Below are 22,015 nucleotides of genomic sequence, written 5' to 3' on the forward strand. Positions count from 1 at the left end.
CACCAGGCTTCTGAAGATTGTGATAACGTGGTTGGGCATTGGCTCGGCAGGGTTGTAAACCGGCGCTCAAAGGAGCTTTCCCAAAGGCAGCTTTGCAGAAGGGGTGTAACTATGGTTCAGAGCAAGGAAGCACATTCTCCGGCAATCCAGGGACTTGGTATGGGCTCCCTGGGCGAATTTCCAGCCACGGCCCCGGCGGCTGCCCCCGTGTTCTACCGTACCTACAGTCGGCGTCGCCCAGATAGCAGCCGCGAGACCTGGAGCGACGTCTGCGATCGCACCCTGGCCGATATTGCCCGCTTAGGGCGTTTTACTCCCCAAGAGCGGGAGCTGGTGGAACGTCTGCAGCGGCAGTTGAAGGCCTTGATCTCCGGTCGGGCCCTGTGGGTGATGGGCACCGACTGGATCCAGAAGCCGGAAAACTACTCCGGTGCCTACAACTGCACCAGCCTCACCGTGGTGGACTGGCGCTCTTTTGGCCTGATGATGGATTTGGCCATGATGGGCTGCGGCACGGGGGCGGTGCTGGAGCCCCAGTTCATCAACCGCTTGCCCCCCATCCTCAACCGCCTGCAGGTGCAGGTGGTGGGATCCATCGGCGCCACGCCGCGGCATTCTCGGCAGGAGCACACCCCCATCCAGCGGCAGGGATCCCGGGTGCACATCCAGGTGGGGGATAGCCGGCGGGGCTGGGTGGAGTCCTACCAGGCGCTGCTGGAGCTGGCGGCGGATCCCAGTTTTGGGGGTCAGGTGGAGGTGACGGTGGATCTCAGCCATGTGCGCCCCGCTGGGGAGCGGCTAAAAGGGTTTGGGGGCGTGGCCAACCCCATCAAGCTGCCCGGCTTGTACCAGCGCTGTGCCGCCATCCTCAACAAAGCCGTGGGCAGGCAACTGAACTCGGTAGAGTGCTGCCTGCTCATTGATGAGGCGGCCGCAACGGTGGTGGCGGGGAATATCCGCCGTAGTGCAGGTATGCGCCAGTTTGCCGCCGACGACGAGCTGGGATCTAGCGCCAAAGACAATCTCTGGCAGCAGGACGAGCAGGGCAACTGGAGAATTGACCCTGAGCGAGATGCCCTGCGCATGGCCAACCACACCCGGGTATTTCACCGCAAGCCAACGCGGGAAGAGTGCATTGCTGCCGTGCGCAAGCAGTTTTACTCCGGCGAGGGGGCTATCCAGTGGGCTGGAGAAGCCGTAGCGCGGGCCAACGCCGACCTAATCAACACCCCCGAGCTGAAGCGGGAGTTCCTCAACGTCTATGCCTCGGAGGGACCCGAGGGAGCTAGGCGCTGGATAGAGGAGCGGCAGGCAGCTAGTAGCTCTCCGTCTGTCCAACCGCCAACGTGGCATAGGGTGCAACGGTATGGGCTGAACCCCTGCGTTACCGCAGACACTTGGATCCACACGGGCGACGGCCCGCGCCAGGTGAAAGACCTTATTGGCAAGCAGCACAGCACCTACGTCAACGGCGAGCTATTCAGCACGACCCCAGAGGGGTTTTTCTACTCCGGCACCAAGCCCGTGCTCAAGCTGGTGACCCAGGAGGGATTTTCTCTTCGGCTGACGGGCAACCATCGTGTTCTCAAAGTCATTGCCCAGACTCCAAAGGCGCAATACACGGAATGGGTGCCGGCAGAAGAGCTCCGCCCGGGCGACCGCATTCTGCTGCACAACCATCGCGACCTGACCCCCTGGGATGGTGAGGGGACCTGGGAGGAAGGCTGGCTCTTGGGGAATTTGCTGGGCGACGGCAGCCTTGCCACAACCCAGTGGAATGACACGGCTGTACTGCGCTATTGGCAGGATACGCAGCAGGAGATGAGCCTCCATGCGGCTCAGTTGTTGCAGGCTGCGGTAGGGTACGAACCTCGCCGGCCAGAGACCTATTATCACCCCAAGCTGAAGTGCTGGGTTATCCATTCCACCGGCTTGGCGAAACTGGCAGCTAAGTTCGGCATGGCTCCAGGACAGAAGCAAATGACTGCGGCACTGGAAGCCACAAGCTTTGATTTCCACCGCGGCTTTTTGTGCGGCCTGTTTGACGCAGACGGCAGTGTGCAGGGCGGTCAAGAGAAGGGAGTTAGTGTGCGGCTTTCCCAAAGCAACCTGGACACCCTCAAAGCTGTGCAGCGCATGCTGGCGCGTCTAGGGATTGTCTCGGCCATCTACGAGAATCGCCGTCCCGCTGGGTATCGTCTGCTGCCTGATAGCAAGCGCCAGCCAGCCCCCTACGCCTGCAAGGTGCAGCACGAGCTGGTCATTAGCGGGGACAACCTGCACCAGTTTCAGGCAGTGGTGGGCTTTCGAGAACCGCGCAAAGCTCAGAAGCTAGGTGAACTGCTCGGCAGCTACCAGCGCCGGCTCAACCGGGAGTGGTTTACGGTTACAGTTGCAGCCCTGGAGCCTGACGGCGTGGAACCGGTCTATGACTGCACCGTGCCCGGCCCAAGCTGCTTTGATGCCAATGGGTTGGTTGTCCACAACTGCGGTGAGATCATCGGATGCGACTTCCACTGCAATCTGGCCGAGATCCACCTCAACCGGCTAGATCCCCACAACCGCCAGGAGCAAGAGGAGGCCTTTACGGCAGGGGCCCTGTCGGCTGCGGCGCTATTGCACCACCGCTTTGTTGAGCCCCGCTTCCAGCGCTCAAGGGAATGGGATCCCATTGTCGGCGTCTCGTTTACTGGTCTATTTGACTTTTGCGTCAAAGCCTTTGGGGTGGACTGGCTGCGCTGGTGGCAGGAAGGGAGGCCCGATACGCCTCTGGGGCGGGAGTTTAAGCAGCAGGAGCGGGAATACCTCAGCTTCTGGAAGGAGGTCGTTCACCGCGTGGTTTGGGACTACTGCGACCGTCACGGGTTGCGCCGCCCCAACCGCTGCACCACTGTTCAGCCCGCCGGCACCAAGTCCCTGCTCACCAACGCCTCCCCCGGCTGGCACCCGCCCAAGGCCCAGCGCTACATCCGCCGCATCACCTTTGCCAAAAACGACCCCGTGGCCCTCGCCTGTCTGGACTACGGCTACTCGGTGGTGCCCGCCCAGTCTGATAAGGATGAAAACGGCAACCTGCTCAACGACCCCTTTGATCCCCGCTGCACCGAGTGGCTGGTGGAGCTGCCGGTGGAGGTGGAGTGGGCCAACTTGCCCGGCGCTGAGGAGATTGAGATTGAGCGCTTTTCTGCCCTGGCCCAGTTCGACTTCTACATGCAGGTGCAAAAGTACTACACCACCCACAACACCTCGGCCACCCTCGAGCTGCGCGAGGACGAGATCGAGGCGCTGGGATCCCGCATTTACGAGGCCATCCGCGACGACGAGGGCTACATCAGCGCAGCACTGCTGGCCCGCTTCGACGCTCCCTTCCCCCGCTTGCCCTTCGAGAAAATCGACAAGGCCACCTACGAGCGGCTGATGGCCGAGGTCAAGCAAAGACGAAAGACCGACAACTTTTACGAGGCGCTGGCGCGCTATGACCGCAACCTCGCCCTAACCGCAGAGGGGCCAGCAGGGTGTGATGCCCTCGGCTGTCTGATGCCGGAGGCTAGCCCGCAGGGCGAGAACCTGTCCCGCTAGCAGAGGGGGGGATCCCGCCTCGGGCTCTGGCTACACTGTTCTTGGCCGGGAATCCGAGCACTGCGCGCCTTGGCAGCCCCCTCGGCAAGCTAGGGGCAGGGGGGGTTGGCATAGGCCGGTTTTCCCTGCTCGAGCGTTTGGTGGCTGGAGGATCTGATGCAGACAGGAGCGCAGCTCCCGAGGAAAGCCTGGACGGTGGAAATCTGGCGCAGGCTAAGGGGGCTGGTGCTGGCGCTGGTGGTGCTGCTGGGGATCGCCTGTTCTAGCCTCAAGGGCTCTGGGACCTCCCCTCCTGGATTGATCCCTCCTCCGCCTGAGCCGGGCAGCCGGTCGATTCCTCTAGCGGTGCGCACTCTGGGCACCAGCCGCTTTAAGTTGCTGGGCTTGACAGTGGGTGTGGCTGGAAGCGAGGCTGAAGTGCTTCTGGATACCGGCTCAGCGGGGCTGCGTATTCTGTCGTCGGTGGCAGGGCGCTTTGGCTTAGAGCGGACGGGGATCCCTTCCACGGTAACCTTCGCTGATGGCACGCGATTTATTGGCGTGCTGGCTCGCGCTCCCTTCAGCTTGGGTGGGATCCAGAGCCGAGAGCCGGTCACGATTCAGTTGATCGACCAAATCACCTGTGTGGAGCCGCTGGTGGCCAGCTGTTCCGACAGGCTGTTTGGACCAGGGCGGCCCTTTGCTGGGATCCTGGGCACCTCTTTGGACGAACGCAGCCCTGACCGCGACCTGTTTAGCCCTCTCACTCGCCTGCCGGGCAATTTTCGCTCGGGGTACATCATCCAAACCGGCGGCTTTGAGTCTGCTCAGGGCCTTTTCACCGTCGGCCTGACCGAGGCCAACACCGCTGGCTTCAGTTTTCGGCCACTGCCCCAGGTGGGTAGCTTTCCCGATGGCACGCCCATCTGGCGGGATGAAGCTCTGCAAGTGGCCTACCGCATCAGCAATACTTCTATCCAAAATGTCCTCAGCCCCACCCTATTTGATAGCGGCGCTTCCGACATCTTCCTCAACGTTCGACTGTTGGGATCCGCTCCTTTTCCCACCGCCACCCTACCCCCAGGCTCGGAGTGGCGAGCTGTGCTGGGAGGAGCCTTTGACTACCGCATCCGGGTTGGCTTTCCGGTAACGCCCAGCCGGGATCGGATCTTTGTCAACGGCAACCAGAGCGTGCAACTGTTGGGCATGCCCCTGTTTTTCAACGCCGACGTTGCTTTCGATAGTGAACGTGGTCGGATTGGCTTTCGCCTGCGTTGAGACGAAGTTGTTTTCAACATCCAAAAGCATTGGGATCACTTGCGGAGAAGAACTTGCCATGTTCGGCCGAGCCTTGAAAACCGGGAACAGCACGCTGCACAGATGGCCTTGGGTTTGGGGGCTACTGCTGCTCTGTTGGCTAGGGCTGAGCGGGCCGGCTTGGTCGATCAGCTTAGGGGATCCCTTGCCCGAATGGGCACAGCCCATGCCGGTGGGGCGACAGCGCTTGCGCGGGGTGGAGCAATACCGCGGCCAGGAACAAATCCGCGCCTATGGCAACGAAGCAGGACGGGTGTTTTGGATTCAAATCAACAGCAGCGCTGACTTGCCCCCGGATTACCGAGACTATTTGGGCGAATACCAACAATTTCTGGTAGAAGCTGTAGAAGTGGTGCCGTTGCGAGCCCGACGGCTGCGCTTCCGCCAGGGAAATCGCAGCGCCGAGTGGCAGGTGGTGGGCATGAGCGGTCGGTTTCAGGCGGAGGCGATCAGCAGAGATTTGGCTCCGCCAGGGTTGTTTGGAGATCCCTCGTGAAGAGCAGGAGAATTAGAGCTTATCCTAGAGATCCTAGAGAGAAACTTGAAACTAGAGTCTGCCAATGAATTTACTCCAGAAGAAAGTTGAGGTTACTCTTAATCGCTTCTTCGTTAAGAGGCTAACTCAGGAGGATCTCACCTTCTACGGATACCATTGCAAGCCAAACCCTCTCCCCGCTCCGGGGGAAGAGCACAAAGCCCTCGCAAGGGTTTGTAATCAGCTAGGTGTAGTGGCTGTTCCTCTAGAGGGCTGCATTATAGCCCGGGAAAAGGTTGACCCCGATAAACTTAAGACAAAGGACGGGGAACTAGAGGAAATTGGACAGAGAGTTCTAAACTGCACCAATGTCCAAGAAAAAGATGCCCTCGAAAGCTTTGAGCGTAGGAGGCTACGGCTGTGTCTCAAATCTTTGTACTCTGGGAAAACCGAAGTTGAAACATCAGGAGGCAGCTTACTTTGGTGGAAGAAGGAAGAAGTTGATTGTGGAGAGGGTTGGAAAATCCACGAAGGAAGAAGAATAGATGTTGTTGTCAACCAGGACAGTGAGCTGTACATAGAGATAGATGTTCAGTACCATTTCTACACGCCATGGACCTTGCATGAGTGGCTTGAGAACTATCCAGATGTCCCGATCCAGTGGGTCCAGAATACATACGATAAACGCCAGACTTGGGAATATCTGGGTATCCTTTCCAAACAGTCGCCGTGGGAGATTCAATTGCCAGAGCTGAACATGAGTCTAGCGGAGTATCATTTGCAGAAGCACAGTGCACCTAGAGAGGAAGTGGAAAGCTCCTGGGTAGTCAAAGTATCTTCAGGTCGAGGGTGTTTTCCCCATCTGTCTCGAAGGCTATCGCCTGTCTTAACTTTGGAGATGCTGGCCAGCATAGAAGATGCTAGAAATCCTGGTAAAAAAGTCAGTGCTTCGGTCATCGAGCATTTTAGAAAAAGTTTAGAATATAGACTTCAAGAGTCTAAAAAAGTTGCAGAGACTATCATAAGAAGAATCTACAAATCTCCCATTGCTCAAGAGAGAATTCAGCCTCTGAAAATAGAGGGCTATATCCTGCCAAGGCCAAGACTACTGGGTCGCAACAATCAAGCAATCGAGAACCCAGCCAGAGTTAGGTACAAAGGATGTGCAAGGGTTGGCGAGACAAAGTTTGGACTTCTAAATCTTGACGATAATAAACATGAGTATCCTACTGAGGTTCGCAAGTGCCTACTTGAAGTAGCTAAAAAGAGCGGAGCAAGAGTTGAAATAGACTTTTACGCAACCCGTCAAGATTTACCTGAAGGCGACCTTGCTCAACAGAGGTTTTGGCAAAGCTGGGCCGACAAAGGGATCAAAACTGTTCTGGTTGTCATGCCCTTGTCGCCTGATGAGCACAAGCAAAAGATCCGCTTGCAAGCACTTCGAGCAGGAATAGCAACTCAGTTTATGATTCCTGGAGCTGACCCCTACAAAGCTCTAAATGTCGTACTAGGACTTCTGTGTAAAGCTGCGTGGCAACCCGTGTTGCTTGAACCCCTCGATCATCCTGAGTGCTCCGAGCTTACCATTGGTTTTGATGTGGGGACGAATCGAGAGCTTTACTACGGAACCTCTGCCTTCGCGGTACTGGCCAATGGTCAAAGCTTAGGCTGGGAGTTGCCCGATATACAAAGAGGAGAAACTTTTTCCGGCGAGGCAATTTATCAAACCGTGTCCAAGCTCGTCAATAGATTCTACAACAAATTTCATCGATACCCTAGAAAGGTTCTTTTGATGAGGGATGGCTTAGTTCAAAGAGGCGAATTTGATAAAACAATTGAGGAACTAAGAAAAGAAAAGATTGCTGTGGATATTGTTGGAGTGCGCAAAAGTGGCGCGGGAAGAATGGGGATTCAAGAAGAAGGCAGATATAAAGATGCTGCAATGGGCACTGTCATTTTTGACCATGAACGAAGGTCATTTATGCTCGTAACAAGCCAGCCTATTAAGAAGTCCTCGGTGCCAATTGGCAGCGCAAGACCGCTGCGAGTTGTCCATGAACACGGCAACACTCCTTTGGAAGTTCTGGCTATACAAACTTACCATCTCTCCCAGCTTCATCCTGCTAGTGGGTTTCAGCCTTGCAGGCTCCCTTGGGTGTTGCACTTTGCCGACAAAAGCAGTAAAGAGTTCCAGCGCATTGGCAACAGCATTTTTAGTGTGCTGCAGAACATAAACCGAGAGAAGTTGATTGCCGTCTAGCCAAGGGAGGGGATCCCCACCTGCCGGCCTTGCTAGGATTGGGGGGGTGGTTGGTGTTGCGGCTATGGAGATGAATGAGGTCTGGAAGACCTTTCTGAGCAACCCTGTTGTCTTCTGCGGGGGCTTTCTCAGCGGCCTGCTGCGTTTGGATGTAAGGCAGGATCCGCTGCGCAGTTGGCTAGAGTCGCAGGGCTTGAGGGTGGAGGATCCGCCGGCCTCCACGCAAGGCCCCCAGTCTATTGCCATTGAGTAGGCATGGAGACAGGAGAGAGCCTCCCCATTCAGCCAAGTAGGCCAAGGTGAGCTGATGCCCCCCGGACAATCTGTAAGAAGGTGGCGACGGCAGGGATCCCTCTATGGCTATCTGGGCGGGGTTGTGCTTTTGCTTGCGGGGCTAGTTGGCTTACCCTCAGCAGATTTGGCTTTGGCCCAAGCGGAGCTCATTTCCTCGAGAGGCTCTGACCAGGATCCCCAGCTTTGGCTGGAGCGCTACAACGCTGCTTTGAAGCAACTGCCCCCTTTGCCCAACTTGCAGTACCGCCAGCAGGTGCGGGTGGAGGGATCCCAAACCTTTACAGCCACCTTGGATTTGCTCTATTGCCGCGACGGCAGTTGGCAGGCTTGGGTAGCCGAAGGGGATCGCGTCCGCCTGTTGGATTCGCGGCAACTGGAAGCGGTGAACCAATCGGACTTGCTCAAGCTGTATTCCGTGTACGTGAGCCGGCCCGAAGCGCTCCTGCCCTCGGTGAGCTTTCATCTAGAGGCTGATCCCAGCCGCTACCGCGTCCTCTCCTCAGAACGGGTAACTCTGGCGGGATTCCCTGTCCAGCATCTGCGTTTAGAGCCTCTCCAAGAGGGCCAGGTGCGGGAGCTGTGGCTGGATCCGGAGTCGGGGCTGCCGCGGCAGGTGCTCTTGTTTTTGTCGGGGGTGTGGGGACAGGCCTATGCCCTGATAGGGTTTGCGGCAGTGCCGGATCCCCAGGCAGGGGTTAGCTACTGGCTGCCGGAGAGCACCCGCATCAATTTGGCCTACGGGTTTTGGACGCTGGAGGGCCTGACCCGCCGCCTGTTCAGGGGATCCCTTTCCATCCGGCACGACTACCAGGACTACCGCATCCTGCCGGAGGGGGTGCAGCTGCGCTTTTTGCCCTCGCAGCCGCCGGTGGATGCGCCGCCGGTGGTGGCCGGCCTGCCGGAGAGCACGCCCCCAGTGGAGCTAGGAGATGTGCAGGTTTTGGGGGTGGATGAGCAGGGAAACCAGCAATTTAGCATTGGCCTAGGCCGACGCAGCGAGGCCAAGACCCCCTTGGAAGACCGCATCGCCGCCTTTAACCTCACCCGACCGGCCAGCCGCAACGCCCTTACCCAGATCGATACCCTAGCCTTCTTGCCTTTGGGGAGCAGCCAGTTGCCTATCTACCTCTTTCAATTCGACACGGGTCGCCCTCTCTATCCCCTGCAAGGGGTGGAGCGCCCGCGGGTGGATCCCAACGGGGTTTTCGATCCCAGGCCGCCCGCCATCAAACTCTTTGGAGACTAGCTCCCCATGCTGACCGATGCCGCCTACGGCGTAATCCCGATCCTGCCCCTCCCGCCCGCCCAGGGATCCCATCTCTACCTGCTCATCCAGCATCAGAAGGGGCACTGGGCCTTTCCCAAAGGCCACAAAGATGAGGGGGAAAGCGACTTGGCGGCAGCCCAGCGGGAGTTGCGGGAAGAAACCGGCCTAACCGACTACCAGCTCCTGACCCTGCCCGGCCAGTCTGACCCTTTGACGCTGCAGGAAGCCTACACCTTTACGGATCCAGAGGGGAACCGAGTGGCCAAAACCGTTACCTACTACGTGGCCTTGTTGCCGCCCCAATTTCCTCCTCCGGCCCTGCAGGTGCAACCGGAGGAGGTGGCCGCCTACCGCTGGTGCTCCTACCCCGAGGCGTTGGAGCAGATCAGCTTTGAAGAAAGTCGCCAGCTCCTGCGCCGCTGCCAAGCCCACCTGGAGCAGCTTTGGAAATTGGAGAAGACCTAAATTCCGTATTTTTACGGAAGAGGTTTATCGGGGTTACCTTTATCTTGTCTTGCAGGCTTTCCGTGGGAAGTTCCCGAGTAAGAAAGCCAGCAGACAATCTGAGGGCTAGCCTTCACCTTTAGAGATTGGCTGATGAGCAATAGTCATCGATCTCCCCAGGAGGAGAGTTTTTCTGAATACGAATTGAACGCTGAAACTGCCTTTGAGTTCGTGCAGCCTTGGCCGTCTTGTTGGGCTTGGCTCATCTAAAGATCTCGTCTGGGTCAGGGCTGGGCTTGAACTGTATTCTGGAAAGCATTTTTTCACCGGCTTGTGGGGTAGCTAAGACTTCAGTCGTGTCATCAACCTCAGCGCAGGAAATTGTCCGAGCACGTCCTCTCGACCCATGAACTGTCCCCCCGTCTGTACAGAAGTCTCGGCCCATCTGCTGAACGCAGAGGTCAGCTTCACAGGAGTTGTTCGGTATTTCAGTGCCTTGGACAAAGGGGAGGGGCTGGGCACTTGGTCATTGGTGTTTCACCAAGGTCGCCTGGGGTTTGCTCACCACAGCTTGGAGCCCTTGGAGCGCTTGGATCGCCACCTGCGTCGGCTCAGCCATCAAGTCTTTTCTCTGACTCGCCAAAATTGCCTACGCATCCATCGGCAGGTGGAGGCGCTATTGGCTCAGGAGACTGGGCCTCTACCTGCAGACCTTCTGGGGCTGAGTTGGATGGTAACGGAGCAACTGCTGCCTTGGGAAGCTGCGCGCAGGTTGAATGCTTGGATCGGCGAGGAGGTGCTGCAAAATCTGTTGCTGGTTCCAGGGGGCTTTCAGCAGGAGATCATCCCACTGGACAACGTGCCCACCCTGGGCCAGTGGGATGGGGGATCCCTGCTCGACCTGATCCAAAAGCGGCTACGGGCATGGCAATCTTTGGGGCCTGAGATCACCTCCCCCTACCAACGGCCCTACTTTGCCAGCCGGGCCCAGGCAGAACGCCTTCCCGCCGAGCAACAGGAACGGCTAGGCCGGTTACTGAAGGGGTTTAGCTTCCGCCAGTTGAGCGCCCTTCTCGATCAAGACGACCTCCAGATCGCTCGCCGCCTACATCCTCTGGTCAAAGCCGGTATCCTTGTCCTGCGGGATCCCCAACCCCCCTTTGATCGGCTGCCCAAAACCTACTCGGCCAAGCTTGAGACAGAATCACAGCCCTCAGAAACTCCCACCGTCCCTCTTCACCTGGCCAACGAGCTTGCAGATCTAGGCCCATCTCCCCAAGCCTCGAAAACCTGGATTGTGGCCTGTATTGACGACAGCGAAGCCATGCTCAGCGAGTTGCAGCGGTTGTTGGAAGGGCACAACCTGGTCATTCACGCCATCAGCGACTCTTTGAAAGCCCTGATGAAGCTGACCACCCTCAAGCCAGATTTGATCCTGCTGGACGTGGGTATGCCCAACGTGGATGGCTACCAATTGTGCAGCCTCATCCGCAAATCCTCCGTGTTAAAGGATGTGCCGGTGGTGATGGTCACAGGCCACAAAGGTCTGATCGATCGGGTGAAGGCGCGCCTGGCCGGTGCCACCGATTACCTGACCAAGCCCTTTCGGCAGGAAGAATTGCTGCAGATGGTGTTTCGCTATCTCAGCTAGGGATCCCTCTAAAGGTTCGTCGAAAAAGAGGTAAGGAGATGTCGATCATGGTGAAAGTTCTTGTGGTGGAAGATGTGGCCTCGGAGCGACAGCTCATCAGCGATTACCTCCGCTCAGAAGGCTATCAGGTGGTAGCGGTGGCCAACGCCCAAGAGGCATTGCAGCAGATCCGCAACGACAAACCCGATGTGGTGCTGACGGACTTGGTCATGGAAGGCATGAGCGGGCTGGAATTGTGCCGCCAAATCAAGAAAAACCCGGAAACCCAAAAGTTGCCCGTTGTGGCCTGTACTTCTAAAAATCAAGAGCTGGACAAACTCTGGGGCATGAAGCAAGGGATCGATCTTTATCTGACCAAGCCTTTTACCCGCGAAGACATTTTGCGGGCCGTGAAATCAGTAGTGCTCAGCGCGAGCTCATGATTTTTGCCACTCCTGTCCTTGCTGAGCTGCGCCTCCAGTTAGGATCCCTGTGATTATCACGAATTGTTCTTAGGAGATGTCTTAGAATTGGCAGAGCGAGAACGGCAATGGCGGTAGCTTTCTCCCCACACAGCCCTACTTCTACCCGTACCGGCGAGCTGTACTTACATCTACAGTTGGGGGTAGACTGTCGGGCCCTTTTGCCCATGGCATTTGCCCAGGAAGCTCTAATTGTTGGCCCGCACCACTTTACCCTTCTCCCCAACCAGCCCGCATGGGTGCTGGGCTTGTTCAACTATCGCAATCGCATTCTCTGGGGACTGGATCTGCCGCAATTTCTCGGCCTAGAGCCCTTGGACTTTGGGCAGCCCGAACACCACTTGGTGGTGATGCGCCCAGAATTTGGGGGCTCTGCATCGCCAGTGCGAACAGGCTTGGGCCTGGCAACCCAACACGTGAAAGGAGTAGCTCGAGTGCCCGCCGAGGAGATCCAACCCTTAACAAAAGCCCAGGCAGCACAAAACAACTTTCGACTGGAGAACTTCTACGACTCTTGCAAAGGGCTGGTGTTGGAAGGGGATGAGCCTCTCTGGGTGCTCGACCCTCTTGCCATTGTCCAAAAGCTCAACTCAGTTGATTCCTCGGCAAACCCTTGATCTTGGCGACCTTTTCCCCGACTTACCCTCACTTAAAGGCAAAATTCTATGGTTTCCTTCCGTCCCCTCTTTCTCAGGCCTGCTCCATCTTCCCGGCCCCAACGCAAAGTCGCGGGATCCCGCCTGGCCCTGGCAATCAGTTTTCCTCTGGGCATCAGCTCCCTGCTGTTTGCCGTCTCTGCCGGCAGCGTAGCCCGCACCTATTTCGAGTTCGAGCCGGCGATCTCGCGGCAGTTCACCCTGCAAAACCTGAGCGATCAGGTGATCTATTTGGATGAAGTCTTGACCATGTCTGCCCGCATGGCCGCTGCCAGCGGGGATCTGTCCTGGGAAGAGCGCTACAACATCCATGTCCCTCAGTTGGATGAGGTGCTGGCGGAGATTCAGCAATTGGATCCCGCCTCTTACGAAGCCTATGCAGCCAAAACCACAGCAGCCAACATCAAGCTGGTGGAGTGGGAAGTGCAGGCTTTTGATCTGATTCGGGCCGGCGAGCAGGAACGGGCTTTCAACTTGCTGCACAGCCCTGAGTACGAAGAGCAAAAGCGCATCTACGCCGAAGGGATCAACCAAACCCTGGAGGCCATTCGCAGCAACATTCAGGCCAGCGTCCAGCTTTACGAGCAAGAGCTGCTGCAGGCTTTGATCTTTTCCGGCATCAGCTTCCCGATTCTGCTGCTGAGCTGGGGGATCATTTTGATCCTGGTGCGCAACTTTGTGCGGGAACGCAACGCCACCTACGAGCGACAAGTTTCCGACACCCGACTGGCCCAGCGGTTTGCCGATATTGCCCGGATTCGCCAAGAGCAAGAGCTGATCGATCCCCTAACTGACTTGTTGGGCGAGATGCGCCAGCGCTTCGATGCCGAACGAGTGGCCTTCTATCGCTTGACCGCTCCCGAAGAGGCGCAGGTTATCGCTGAATCTCACGACAGCCGCCTGCCCGACACCTTGGGCACCCTCCTCCGCAGGATCCCGGCTCCGATCCAGCAGGCTCTCCACGGCGGGCAAGTTTACGCTTTTGGCCCGGTGCCTAGGCCAGATCTGGGCGCCGACTACCTGCAGAGGCTGGCCACAGCCCAACTGAAAGCCGAGATGATAGCGCCGGTGGTGCGTGGCGATGAGCTTTACGGTTTTTTGGCAATAGGCCGCGCCCAAAGCCAGAGCTGGTCTGACGAAGAACAGAAAACCTTGGCAGAGCTGGCCAACCGCCTGGGTCAAGCTTTGGGTAACCTGGGGGCGCTGGAGCAAAAAGCCGTGGCCGCCCAGGAACGGAAGCGGTCGGAAGCGCTGCAAAGAGAGCTGCTGCAGCTTATCAGCGAGGTCAAAGAAGCCTCGCGGGGGGATCTCACGGTGCGGGCGCAGCTAACAGCCCGACAAGTTGGCATCATGGCGGACTTTTTCAACGTCATTATCGAGAGCTTGCGCGACATCGTGATTCAAGTGCAGCAGGCCGCCGGTCAAGTCAACCAATCGATTGGTCGTGACGAGGCAGCCATTCGCGAGTTGGCCGAAGCCGCTCTCCGACAGGCCACCCAAATCGAAGAGACCTTGCGCTCTGTCGAGCAAATGACGCTCTCAATCGAGGAGGTAGCCGATAAAGCCCAACAGGCCGCCACCGTTGCCGAATCTGCCGCCGCCACGGCCATCAACAGCAGCTTGACTATGGATCGCACAGTGCAAAACATCCTGCAACTGCGGGAAACGGTGGCCGAAACGGCCAAGAAGGTGAAGCGGCTGGGGGAATCTTCCCAGCAGATTTCCAAGGTGGTGTCCTTGATCAACCAGATTGCGCTGAAAACCAACCTCTTGGCGGTGAACGCCAGTATCGAGGCAGCCCGTGCCGGCGAAGAAGGGCGAGGTTTTGCGGTGGTCGCCGAGGAAGTCGGGGCACTGGCGGCCCAGTCGGCAGAAGCCACCCGCGAGATCGAGCGCATTGTGGAAGGGATCCAACGGGAAACCGGCGAGGTGGTACAGGCGATGGAAACCAGCACCGGCCAGGTGGTGGAGGGAACCCGCTTGGTGGAAGCAGCCAAGCAGAGCCTGGGACAAATTGTGGAAGTCTCGCGGCAGGTGAACCAGCTCTTTCAGGCCATTGCCCGCTCCACCGATGCCCAGGCAGATGCATCTCAAACGGTGCGCCAGTTGATGCAGCAAATCGCCAACATTGCCGCCCAGACGGCGGCAGCCTCGCAGCAGGTGGCCAACTCTCTCCAGGCTACGGTGGCGGTTGCCCGTCAGTTGCAGACTTCTGTGTCCACCTTCAAGGTGGGGGAGGCGGTTTAGCATAGGGCCGAATCCCACTTCCCTCGACCCACGCGAGTGGCAGGTTAGGCTGCAGTTTTTGGACGAAGCCCAGGCTTACCTCGACACCCTGGAGGCAGGGGTGTTGGGCCTGGGATCCCAGAGTTTGGATCGCCCCCGTTTGGATCGCTTGCTGCGGGCTGCTCATTCCATCAAGGGCGGGGCGGCCATGATGGGCTTTCCGGTGCTTAGCGACTTGGCCCATCGCCTGGAAGATGGTTTCAAGATCTTGCAGGTGGATCCCCAAAAAGCCGACCCCGCAGTGGAGCGCAACCTCTTGGCGGCGTTGGATTGCATGCGCCAAATAGCCCAGCAGCACCGCCAGCAGCGGCTTTTGGACGAATCTTGGCTGGCAGAGCGGGTGCAGCCTCTTTTCGATCAATTGCGAGAGCAGTTGGGAGAGTTGCAGCCTGAGGACAACGTCCAAGTCCTGGCAGCAGAGGCCGGGGGCGATATGCGGGTGCTGCTGTTTGCAACCGAGGTGGAGGCCTGTCTGCAGCGGTTGGAAGGTGTGCTGGCCCACCCCGAGCAGCCCTGTTTGCGGGAGGAGTTTCTCATTGCTGCCCAAGAGCTGGGGGCGTTGGGGGAAATGTTGGATCTGCCTGCCTTTGCCACCCTGTGCGGCTCAGTAGTCCAAGCTCTGGAGACGCTGCCGCCAAATGCCAAGGAGCAGGTGTTGCCCGTTGCTCAGGCGGCTTTACAAGCTTGGCGACGCTCGCAGGCCCTGGTGCTGGTCGGTCAGGTCGCTCTTCTCCCCAGCTCCTGGGATCCGGCAGAGCCTCCAGTTTCCCCCCCGCCAGAAGCCCCTCCCCCTGCAATGGCAGGAGCCACCGAGCTGCCGGATTCGATTCCAGCCGGGGCCAAAAGCGCTGCCGAGATGCTACGGGTGCCGGCTCGCCCTCTGGAACAGTTGGGGGAGCTGTTGGGAGAGCTCATAGGGGAGCGCAACCGCTTAAACAGTCGCCTGCAACGGCTGCGGGAGCTGGTCAGCTTGTTCAAACGGCGGGTTCGCACTCTAGAAGAAACCAACAGCCGCCTGCGCAGCAGCTACGACCGCGTCGCTGCCACCGTGCCTGCTTCTGTGCTCTTGAAAAAAGAAGGGGATCCCGGCCTGACCTTGGCCGATACCTTTGACCTCTTGGAGATGGATCGCTATGGAGAGATGCACCTGCTGACCCAAGAGGTGATGGAAACCGTTGTGCAAATTGATGAGGTAACCCACGATATCGACACCACCCTGCAGGAGACCGAAGGCAGCGCCCGCCAGCTCAGCCGCCTCTCCAGGCAAATGCAAACCCGTCTCGACCAGGTGCGCATGCAGCCTCTATCGGATTTGACGGATCGCTTCCCCAGAGCGCTGCGGGAGCTGAGCTTAGCCCATGGCAAGCCCGTGGAGCTGCGGGTCTTGGGGGGATCCACCCTAATCGAGCGCTCGATTTTGGAGGCCTTGGCGGATCCCTTGTTGCACTTGGTGCGCAACGCCTTTGACCACGGCATCGAGGCTCCAGACACCCGCCTGGCCCAGGGCAAGCCGGCCAAGGGCCTCATCGAAATTGCCGCCAGCCAACGGGGCAACCGCACTCTGATCACGGTGCGAGACGATGGGGCAGGGATCTGTCTGGATAAAATCCGGGCCCGCGCCTTGCAGATAGGGTTTTCCGCTGCCGACCTGGCTGAGGCCAGCTCCCAGGAGCTGCTGGAGTTGATCTTCCAGCCGGGCTTCAGCACCGCCGAGCGAGTCAGCGAGCTATCTGGACGGGGAGTGGGTCTAGACGTGGTACGCACCAACCTGCAACGAATTGGCGGCCAGGTGCAGGTGGAATCTTGGCCGGGACGGGGCACGCTGTTTACCCTCACTCTGCCCGTTTCTTTGAGCGTCACCCGCGTGCTGCTGACAGAATGCCAGGGGTTGATGTTGGCTTTTCCGGCCAACGCAGTGGAAGAATTGCTTATCCCCCCGCAGTTGCCTGCCGATTCCTTTCTCTGGGAAGGGGAGCAGATCCCTTTAATTCCTGTGGGTCACTGGTTTCGCTTCGCGCGCTGGCAGCCTCGCCGGGAAATTGACGAGACCCCCCTTCTCGACCGACCTGTGGTGCTGCTGGTGGTAGAAGACAACCGGCCCTATGGCCTGTTGGTGGATCGCTTTTGGCGGGAGCAAGAGGTAACTCTGCGCCCGGTGGAGGGAGGTCTGCCTCTGCCGTCGGGATTCTCCGGCTGTACGGTTTTGGCCGATGGGCGAATCGCTCTTTTCGTGGATCCGCCTGCCCTCTTGAGCTGGCTGCTCGCCCAGCGGGATCAGCCCTGTCAGTCGGCAAGGGATCCCCTTCCCCAGCCCAGGTTTGCCGCCCAGCCCACCCTGCTGGTGGTGGAAGATTCGGTCAACGTGCGCCGCTTCTTGGCCATGACCCTAGAAAGAGCAGGGTTCCGGGTTGAACAGGCTCGCGACGGACAAGAGGCCCTCGAGCACTTGCAGAGAGGAATTCCCATCCGAGCGGTGATTACCGACATTGAAATGCCGCGGCTGGATGGCTTTGGCTTGCTGGCCCAGATTCGTGCCCACCCCCTGTATGACCAGCTTCCCGTGGTCATGCTCACCTCCCGCAGTGGCGAGAAACACCGCCAACTGGCCCAGCGGCTGGGAGCCAGCGCCTACCTCTCCAAGCCCTTCCAGGAACAGGAGCTGATCCAAAAGCTGCGGCAACTGCTGCAACCAGCCTCTTCGGCACCTTCCACCGGCGTTTTGATGGCGAGGTAGTCCATGCCCCTGCTTTCCCCTCTGCGCCTGCGTCGTCTGGCTCGGCAAGAACAACTGAGAAACCGGCAGACCTTGATTACTTTCCAACTGGGCTCCTACTGCTTCGGCCTCCCTGTTGATCGGGCGCGGCGAGTTTTTAGCTGGGCAGAGTTTCAGCTTGCTCAGGAGGGCGGCCCCCAGCTTTTGGATACCGGTCGTTTGTTGCTGGGCCGAGGGATCCCTTTTCAACCGGAAGGGGTTATTCTGTTGCAGCCAGGCAGTTCTGAGGACGGATTGTCCGACCAGATCGACAACCCAGAAACAGGGGCTCTGCCCATTCCCACTCAGCCCCTCCTGCGCCGCCTGACATCCTCCCAGTTGCAGCCTCTCCCCAGCCGCTATGCAGCTCAGGCCCGCCAAAGGGGTATTGTGCAGTGGATCCCGCCAGCCGAAGGCCAGCTCCCCCTGTTGGTGTTCGACCCTCATCTCTGGCCTGTCTGTTCTTGAGCGGGGAGAGGGGGCAGTTGCAGTTCTGGATTCTCCACGCGGGTTAGCTCCCAGCGAAAGGGCTCCCCACCCCGTCGCTGCCAATTCAATCGGAAGGGTTGCTCCAAGGCGTTCACCTGATCCCGCGTCAGGTTGGCTAAGGGGCCGCCGGATCCCTCGATCACAAACCAGAGAGTGGCCTGTCCTTGGCGACTGGGATCCCCTAGGTCGAGCTGCACCTGCAGCGCTTGGGGTTGGAAGCGCAAGCGAAAAAATTGCCCGAAGATCTCGCGGCTGTAGGCCAGCGCCCGCTGCTTATCCAGGCCCCAACCATCGCTATAGGCCTCAGAGACCAGCATCTCCACCTGATCCCAGTTGCGCTGCTCCACCGCCCGCAGCAATTTCTCCGTGTGGACGCGGATTTGTCGCTCAGGCCGCCCGTAGTGCCAAAAGGCTCCCACCCCGATAGCCAAGACGACGGATCCCACTAGCCCCCAGCGCAGCCAGGGGGGAAGGGGTGAAGGGGGAGAAGAGACAGAAGCAGACAAGGGATCCCTCTTGGGCAGTAGGGGGATTGCTCCCTCTAGCCTACGGGATCTACATGTGAGAAGATCAAAGCCTGACCCCGAAATCTGTGCAGCCTCTGCCGGTCACAGCACGCTCCCGAAATTTAGCCAACCGGTCATGACCAAGTCCAACGACCGCCTACTGCTGGAGTTTGAGCAGCCTGTTGCCGCCCTCGAACAGCGCATCCAGGAAATTCGCGCCTTGGCCGAAGAAAACGACATCGACGCCTCTGAGCAGATTCGCCAACTAGAGGCCAAAGCCGAAGAGCTGCGCCGCGAGATCTTCAGCCAGCTCACCCCCGTAGAACGGCTGCAGGTGGCCCGCCATCCCCGCCGCCCCACCACCTTGGACTACGTCCAGACCATCTGCGACGACTGGTTTGAGCTGCACGGGGATCGCCACGGCCAAGACGATCCGGCCATCGTCGGCGGCCTGGCCAAACTGGGGGATCAGCCGGTGATGATCCTCGGCCACCAAAAAGGCCGCGACACCAAAGACAACATCCACCGCAACTTCGGCATGCCCAACCCCGCCGGCTACCGCAAAGCCCTGCGGCTGATGGAACATGCCCACCGCTTCGGCCTGCCCCTATTGACCTTTATCGACACGCCGGGGGCCTACCCAGGGGTTAAGGCAGAAGCCGAGGGCCAGGGGGAAGCGATCGCCACCAACCTGCAGACCCTGTTTCGGCTGGAGATCCCCATCATCTGCACCGTCATCGGCGAAGGGGGATCCGGGGGGGCTTTGGCCATTGGCATTGGGGATCGCATCTTGATGTTTGAGCACGCCGTCTATTCGGTGATCTCGCCGGAAGGCTGTGCGGCCATCCTTTGGAAAGATGCCAAGAAAGCGCCGCAAGCAGCGGCAGCCCTGCGCATTACCGCCCAAGACCTGCTGCAGCTAGAGGTCATTGACGAGATCTTGCCGGAGCCGGTTGGCGGCACCCACCGCGCCCCCCTGGAAGCTGCCCAGACGCTGAAAGAAGCTCTCCTGCGGCATCTCAAGGAGCTATCTGCTCTGAGCGGGCGGGAGCTGCGGGAGGAGCGCTACCAGAAGTTTCGCCGCATGGGGGCCTTTCTGGAGCTGGCTCAAGAGAGCTAGACCGGATCCCTACCAGGTGACCCGATCCCGCAGTTGCTCAATCCGGGCCGGCCCGATGCCCTTGACCCGCTGTAGATCTTCCAAGGAGGAAAAGGGACGGGCCTCGATGATGCGCTGCGCCAGGGCCGGGCCAATGCCGGGCAACTGCTGCAGCTCTGCTGCGGTGGCGGTGTTTAAGTTCACGCGGGAAGCTTGCGGGGTAGCCGGCTGGGAAGGGGATCCCCTGTCAGGAACGGAGATCACCTCGACTTCCAGCAGCTCCGGCTCTGCTTCAGATGAGGAGAGGGCGACGGGGACAGGGCTGGGGCAGAGGCGGGCTCTCTCTTCCGCCTGTTGCTGCAGGCGGCGGCTGGGGCCAAAGCGGGCCTCGGCAATGAGCCGCTCGAACTCGCGCACAAAGTGATCCACCACCCGCTCATTACGGATGATCAAAAGGTTTTCGTCGTTGATGTGGTTGGCCGCCATTGACCAGTTGTGGGATCCGGTGATCACCGTGGCCTGAGGAGTGCCGGGATCGACGATGGCGAACTTGTGGTGCAGCTTGTCTCCCGGGGCGAGGTTGGGCACGCCCACGGATGAAGCGGGCACTGTCCAAGGCAGGCGGGCCGCGTCCACCCGGCAGTTTTCGTCCGGGAGCAGCAGCCCCCACATCTCCAGGGTGCGGCTGTAGTCGCGAAAGGCAAAGCCGGGATCGAACACGCCGCGGATCAGCACGTTGCGCTCCTGGCGCAGTTGCCTGAGCTGGTTGGCAATGCCTGAGTCCGTAAAGACGAACAGGGCCAGATCCACCTGCTGCTGCGCTTGGGCCAGGGTGGCCGCGATGATGCCGTTGGAAGTGGCCTCGTAGGGCAGGGAGCGGCTGCTGGGAGAAAAATGTACCCCCACGATGGCATCGCCAAGGTAAACCGTCTCCAGGGGACGCTTGAGCTTTTGCACCCCGAAGCGGCTGTCGGGCAACCCTCCCGGCCCATCTCCCCACATGAGGTTGAACTCCTCGGTGTAGAGGCGAGCCAGCTCGGGGCTATCCAGCAGCAGCAGGTGGTTGGCGTTGCCCACACTGCCGGGGGCATCGAAATCCCCGTGGATATCGGAGAGGGTAAAATTGGCCGATCCGGTCAGCACCCGCTGCCCGTCGATAATCACAAACTTGTGGTGCATCAGGCCGCTGCCCTTGGAGCCGTCGGCGGTGTCGTCCAGCCAGGGCACCTGCCCCCCATCGAGCAGGGCATAGACATCCCGCGTGGCGATCTCTTCTGGGGAGAGGCGCCCATCCCGGTTCACATCCACCAAGTTGCGGTACTCCTCGTACTTGCGGCGGCTGCGCTCGTCCAACGCCCGCACTTGGTCAGGGGTGAGCTGGTGCCAGGCCCGCACATAGGTATTTTCGGTAATCACCCGCACCGGGATCCCGGCCTGGCGCCGCTCGGCCAGGGCCTGGGCAATCAGGGGCAGGTTCAACTCTTGCACCGCCACATCCAGCGACTGCTGGGCGGAGCGGATCTGGGAGAGGATCAGCTCCTCCAGGTTGTAGCCGTAGCGATAGACCTGGCGATAGGGATCCCGATAGGTGCTCTCGCGGCTTTGGTTGAACGCCACCCGGATGCGGGGGTGCTGCGGCAGAGGGGCCAGGGTGGGCAGCTCTGGCTCTTGGGGATAAGGCCGAGGTCGGGGGCCCACCCAGTAGCCAATGGCCACCAGGAGCAGCAGCAGGGCAGCCCAGGGCAGCCAACGACGCAGTTGCCGCCGCCAAGATGGGATCCCGATCCCGTTCATCCCCTTTCTCCCCTCCAGCAACCACACCCAGAATACCGAACTTTACCGTAGCCACTTCTACGCAAAAGTGACCCCTGCTCTGCTCTAGGGCCACCCGTGCGAGAACGGCTTTTGACCCTAAGATGGAGACGAATGTTTTGAGTTATTAACTTTTGTTATGAATCGCAAAGCCCTCACCCTTGGACTGACGGCGGCCACCTGCTTGGCCTTGGTCGGTTGTGACAGTTCCAGCAACGATACAGCCATTGCCCTGCCGACGCCCACTCCGACTCTCTCTCCCAGCCCTACGCCGCTGCCCAATATCGTCGCCGTTGCCGCTGCTAACCCTAACTTCCTTGGTGACGGCCCTGCAGGCAGCGGGCTTGGTGGGGGCTTTGCAGCAAGAAGGCCCCTTCACGGTCTTTGCTCCCACCAATGCTGCCTTTGCCGCTTTGCCCCCTGGCACGGTGGAAGCCTTGCTGCGGCCTGAGAACCGGGCAGAGCTGGTGCGCATTCTCACCTACCACGTGGTTCCCGGCTTGGCCCCCTCCAGCGCCCTCAGATCCGGCCAGCAGGTGACGACTTTGCAGGGATCCCCTGTCACTGTCACCCTTCTTGAGGGCGGACGGATTCGCATCAACAACGCCAACGTGATCACCGCGGATATTCAAGCTGCCAACGGCATCATCCACGTCATCGACACCGTCTTGATCCCACCTCGCTAAGG

Annotated in this window: 17 protein-coding genes; 15 read left to right on the top strand and 2 right to left on the bottom strand. The window is 59.3% G+C overall.

Annotated elements, in window-relative coordinates; all coding sequences use genetic code 11:
- Positions 1-159: 159 nt before the first annotated feature.
- From nrdJ to SYN63AY4M2_RS10745, 13 genes are all read left to right on the top strand, one after another.
- Positions 160-3,579 (top strand): ribonucleoside-triphosphate reductase, adenosylcobalamin-dependent, encoded by a 3,420-nt coding sequence (nrdJ, locus tag SYN63AY4M2_RS10685; protein WP_240530533.1) that lies wholly within the window; start codon positions 160-162, stop codon positions 3,577-3,579.
- Positions 3,580-3,735: 156 nt separating this feature from the next.
- Positions 3,736-4,836, top strand: a complete 1,101-nt coding sequence (locus tag SYN63AY4M2_RS10690; RefSeq protein ID WP_099887371.1) for an aspartyl protease family protein — start codon at positions 3,736-3,738, stop codon at positions 4,834-4,836.
- A 58-nt stretch (positions 4,837-4,894) separates the two neighbouring features.
- Positions 4,895-5,371 carry a hypothetical protein gene (locus SYN63AY4M2_RS10695; RefSeq protein ID WP_099812939.1) on the top strand — a complete coding sequence of 159 codons (477 nt, stop codon included), beginning with the start codon at positions 4,895-4,897 and terminating at the stop codon, positions 5,369-5,371.
- 64 nt (positions 5,372-5,435) lie between these two features.
- Positions 5,436-7,610, top strand: a complete 2,175-nt coding sequence (locus tag SYN63AY4M2_RS10700) for an argonaute PAZ domain-containing protein (protein WP_099812941.1) — start codon at positions 5,436-5,438, stop codon at positions 7,608-7,610.
- Positions 7,611-7,680: 70 nt separating this feature from the next.
- Positions 7,681-7,863, top strand: coding sequence for a hypothetical protein (locus SYN63AY4M2_RS10705; RefSeq protein WP_240527838.1), 183 nt, complete (start codon positions 7,681-7,683; stop codon positions 7,861-7,863).
- A gap of 54 nt (positions 7,864-7,917) precedes the next feature.
- Entirely contained in the window at positions 7,918-9,150 is a 1,233-nt protein-coding gene (locus tag SYN63AY4M2_RS10710; RefSeq protein WP_099887372.1) for a hypothetical protein, read from the top strand.
- A gap of 6 nt (positions 9,151-9,156) precedes the next feature.
- On the top strand, positions 9,157-9,636 hold the full coding sequence (locus tag SYN63AY4M2_RS10715; protein WP_099812945.1) for an NUDIX domain-containing protein: 480 nt from the start codon (positions 9,157-9,159) through the stop codon (positions 9,634-9,636).
- A 385-nt stretch (positions 9,637-10,021) separates the two neighbouring features.
- Complete coding sequence (locus tag SYN63AY4M2_RS10720; protein ID WP_011430976.1) at positions 10,022-11,266, top strand: response regulator; 1,245 nt, start codon at positions 10,022-10,024, stop codon at positions 11,264-11,266.
- A gap of 47 nt (positions 11,267-11,313) precedes the next feature.
- Positions 11,314-11,688: a response regulator gene (locus tag SYN63AY4M2_RS10725; protein ID WP_011430975.1), complete on the top strand. Its 375-nt coding sequence runs from the start codon at positions 11,314-11,316 to the stop codon at positions 11,686-11,688.
- A gap of 206 nt (positions 11,689-11,894) precedes the next feature.
- The gene (locus SYN63AY4M2_RS10730; protein ID WP_240527341.1) at positions 11,895-12,344 is read left to right on the top strand and encodes a chemotaxis protein CheW; all 450 of its coding nucleotides are present in this window, start codon (positions 11,895-11,897) and stop codon (positions 12,342-12,344) included.
- A 48-nt stretch (positions 12,345-12,392) separates the two neighbouring features.
- Positions 12,393-14,630 carry a methyl-accepting chemotaxis protein gene (locus SYN63AY4M2_RS13960; RefSeq protein ID WP_099887373.1) on the top strand — a complete coding sequence of 746 codons (2,238 nt, stop codon included), beginning with the start codon at positions 12,393-12,395 and terminating at the stop codon, positions 14,628-14,630.
- Between the two features lies 1 nt (position 14,631).
- A complete protein-coding gene (locus SYN63AY4M2_RS10740) occupies positions 14,632-17,403 on the top strand; it encodes a hybrid sensor histidine kinase/response regulator (protein ID WP_011434294.1) in 2,772 nt (923 codons plus the stop codon).
- A gap of 3 nt (positions 17,404-17,406) precedes the next feature.
- Entirely contained in the window at positions 17,407-17,889 is a 483-nt protein-coding gene (locus tag SYN63AY4M2_RS10745) for a hypothetical protein (protein WP_099835800.1), read from the top strand.
- On the opposite strand, the gene SYN63AY4M2_RS10750 is transcribed toward SYN63AY4M2_RS10745, so the two are convergent.
- Entirely contained in the window at positions 17,865-18,416 is a 552-nt protein-coding gene (locus SYN63AY4M2_RS10750; protein ID WP_143597411.1) for a hypothetical protein, read from the bottom strand. The two genes, SYN63AY4M2_RS10745 and SYN63AY4M2_RS10750, sit on opposite strands and share 25 nt — an antisense overlap.
- 136 nt (positions 18,417-18,552) lie before the next feature.
- Here SYN63AY4M2_RS10750 and SYN63AY4M2_RS10755 point away from each other — a divergent pair, with 136 nt between their 5' ends.
- Complete coding sequence (locus tag SYN63AY4M2_RS10755) at positions 18,553-19,536, top strand: acetyl-CoA carboxylase carboxyltransferase subunit alpha (RefSeq protein ID WP_099834808.1); 984 nt, start codon at positions 18,553-18,555, stop codon at positions 19,534-19,536.
- 9 nt (positions 19,537-19,545) lie between these two features.
- Here the strand turns inward: SYN63AY4M2_RS10755 and SYN63AY4M2_RS10760 are convergent, their stop codons facing one another.
- Positions 19,546-21,309 (bottom strand): phospholipase D-like domain-containing protein, encoded by a 1,764-nt coding sequence (locus SYN63AY4M2_RS10760; protein ID WP_011430965.1) that lies wholly within the window; start codon positions 21,307-21,309, stop codon positions 19,546-19,548.
- 311 nt (positions 21,310-21,620) lie between these two features.
- Here SYN63AY4M2_RS10760 and SYN63AY4M2_RS10765 point away from each other — a divergent pair, with 311 nt between their 5' ends.
- Entirely contained in the window at positions 21,621-22,013 is a 393-nt protein-coding gene (locus SYN63AY4M2_RS10765) for a fasciclin domain-containing protein (protein WP_228375274.1), read from the top strand.
- The last annotated feature ends 2 nt before the right edge of the window (positions 22,014-22,015 follow it).

This window comes from Synechococcus sp. 63AY4M2 (assembly GCF_002760475.1).
Lineage (GTDB): Bacteria > Cyanobacteriota > Cyanobacteriia > Thermostichales > Thermostichaceae > Thermostichus.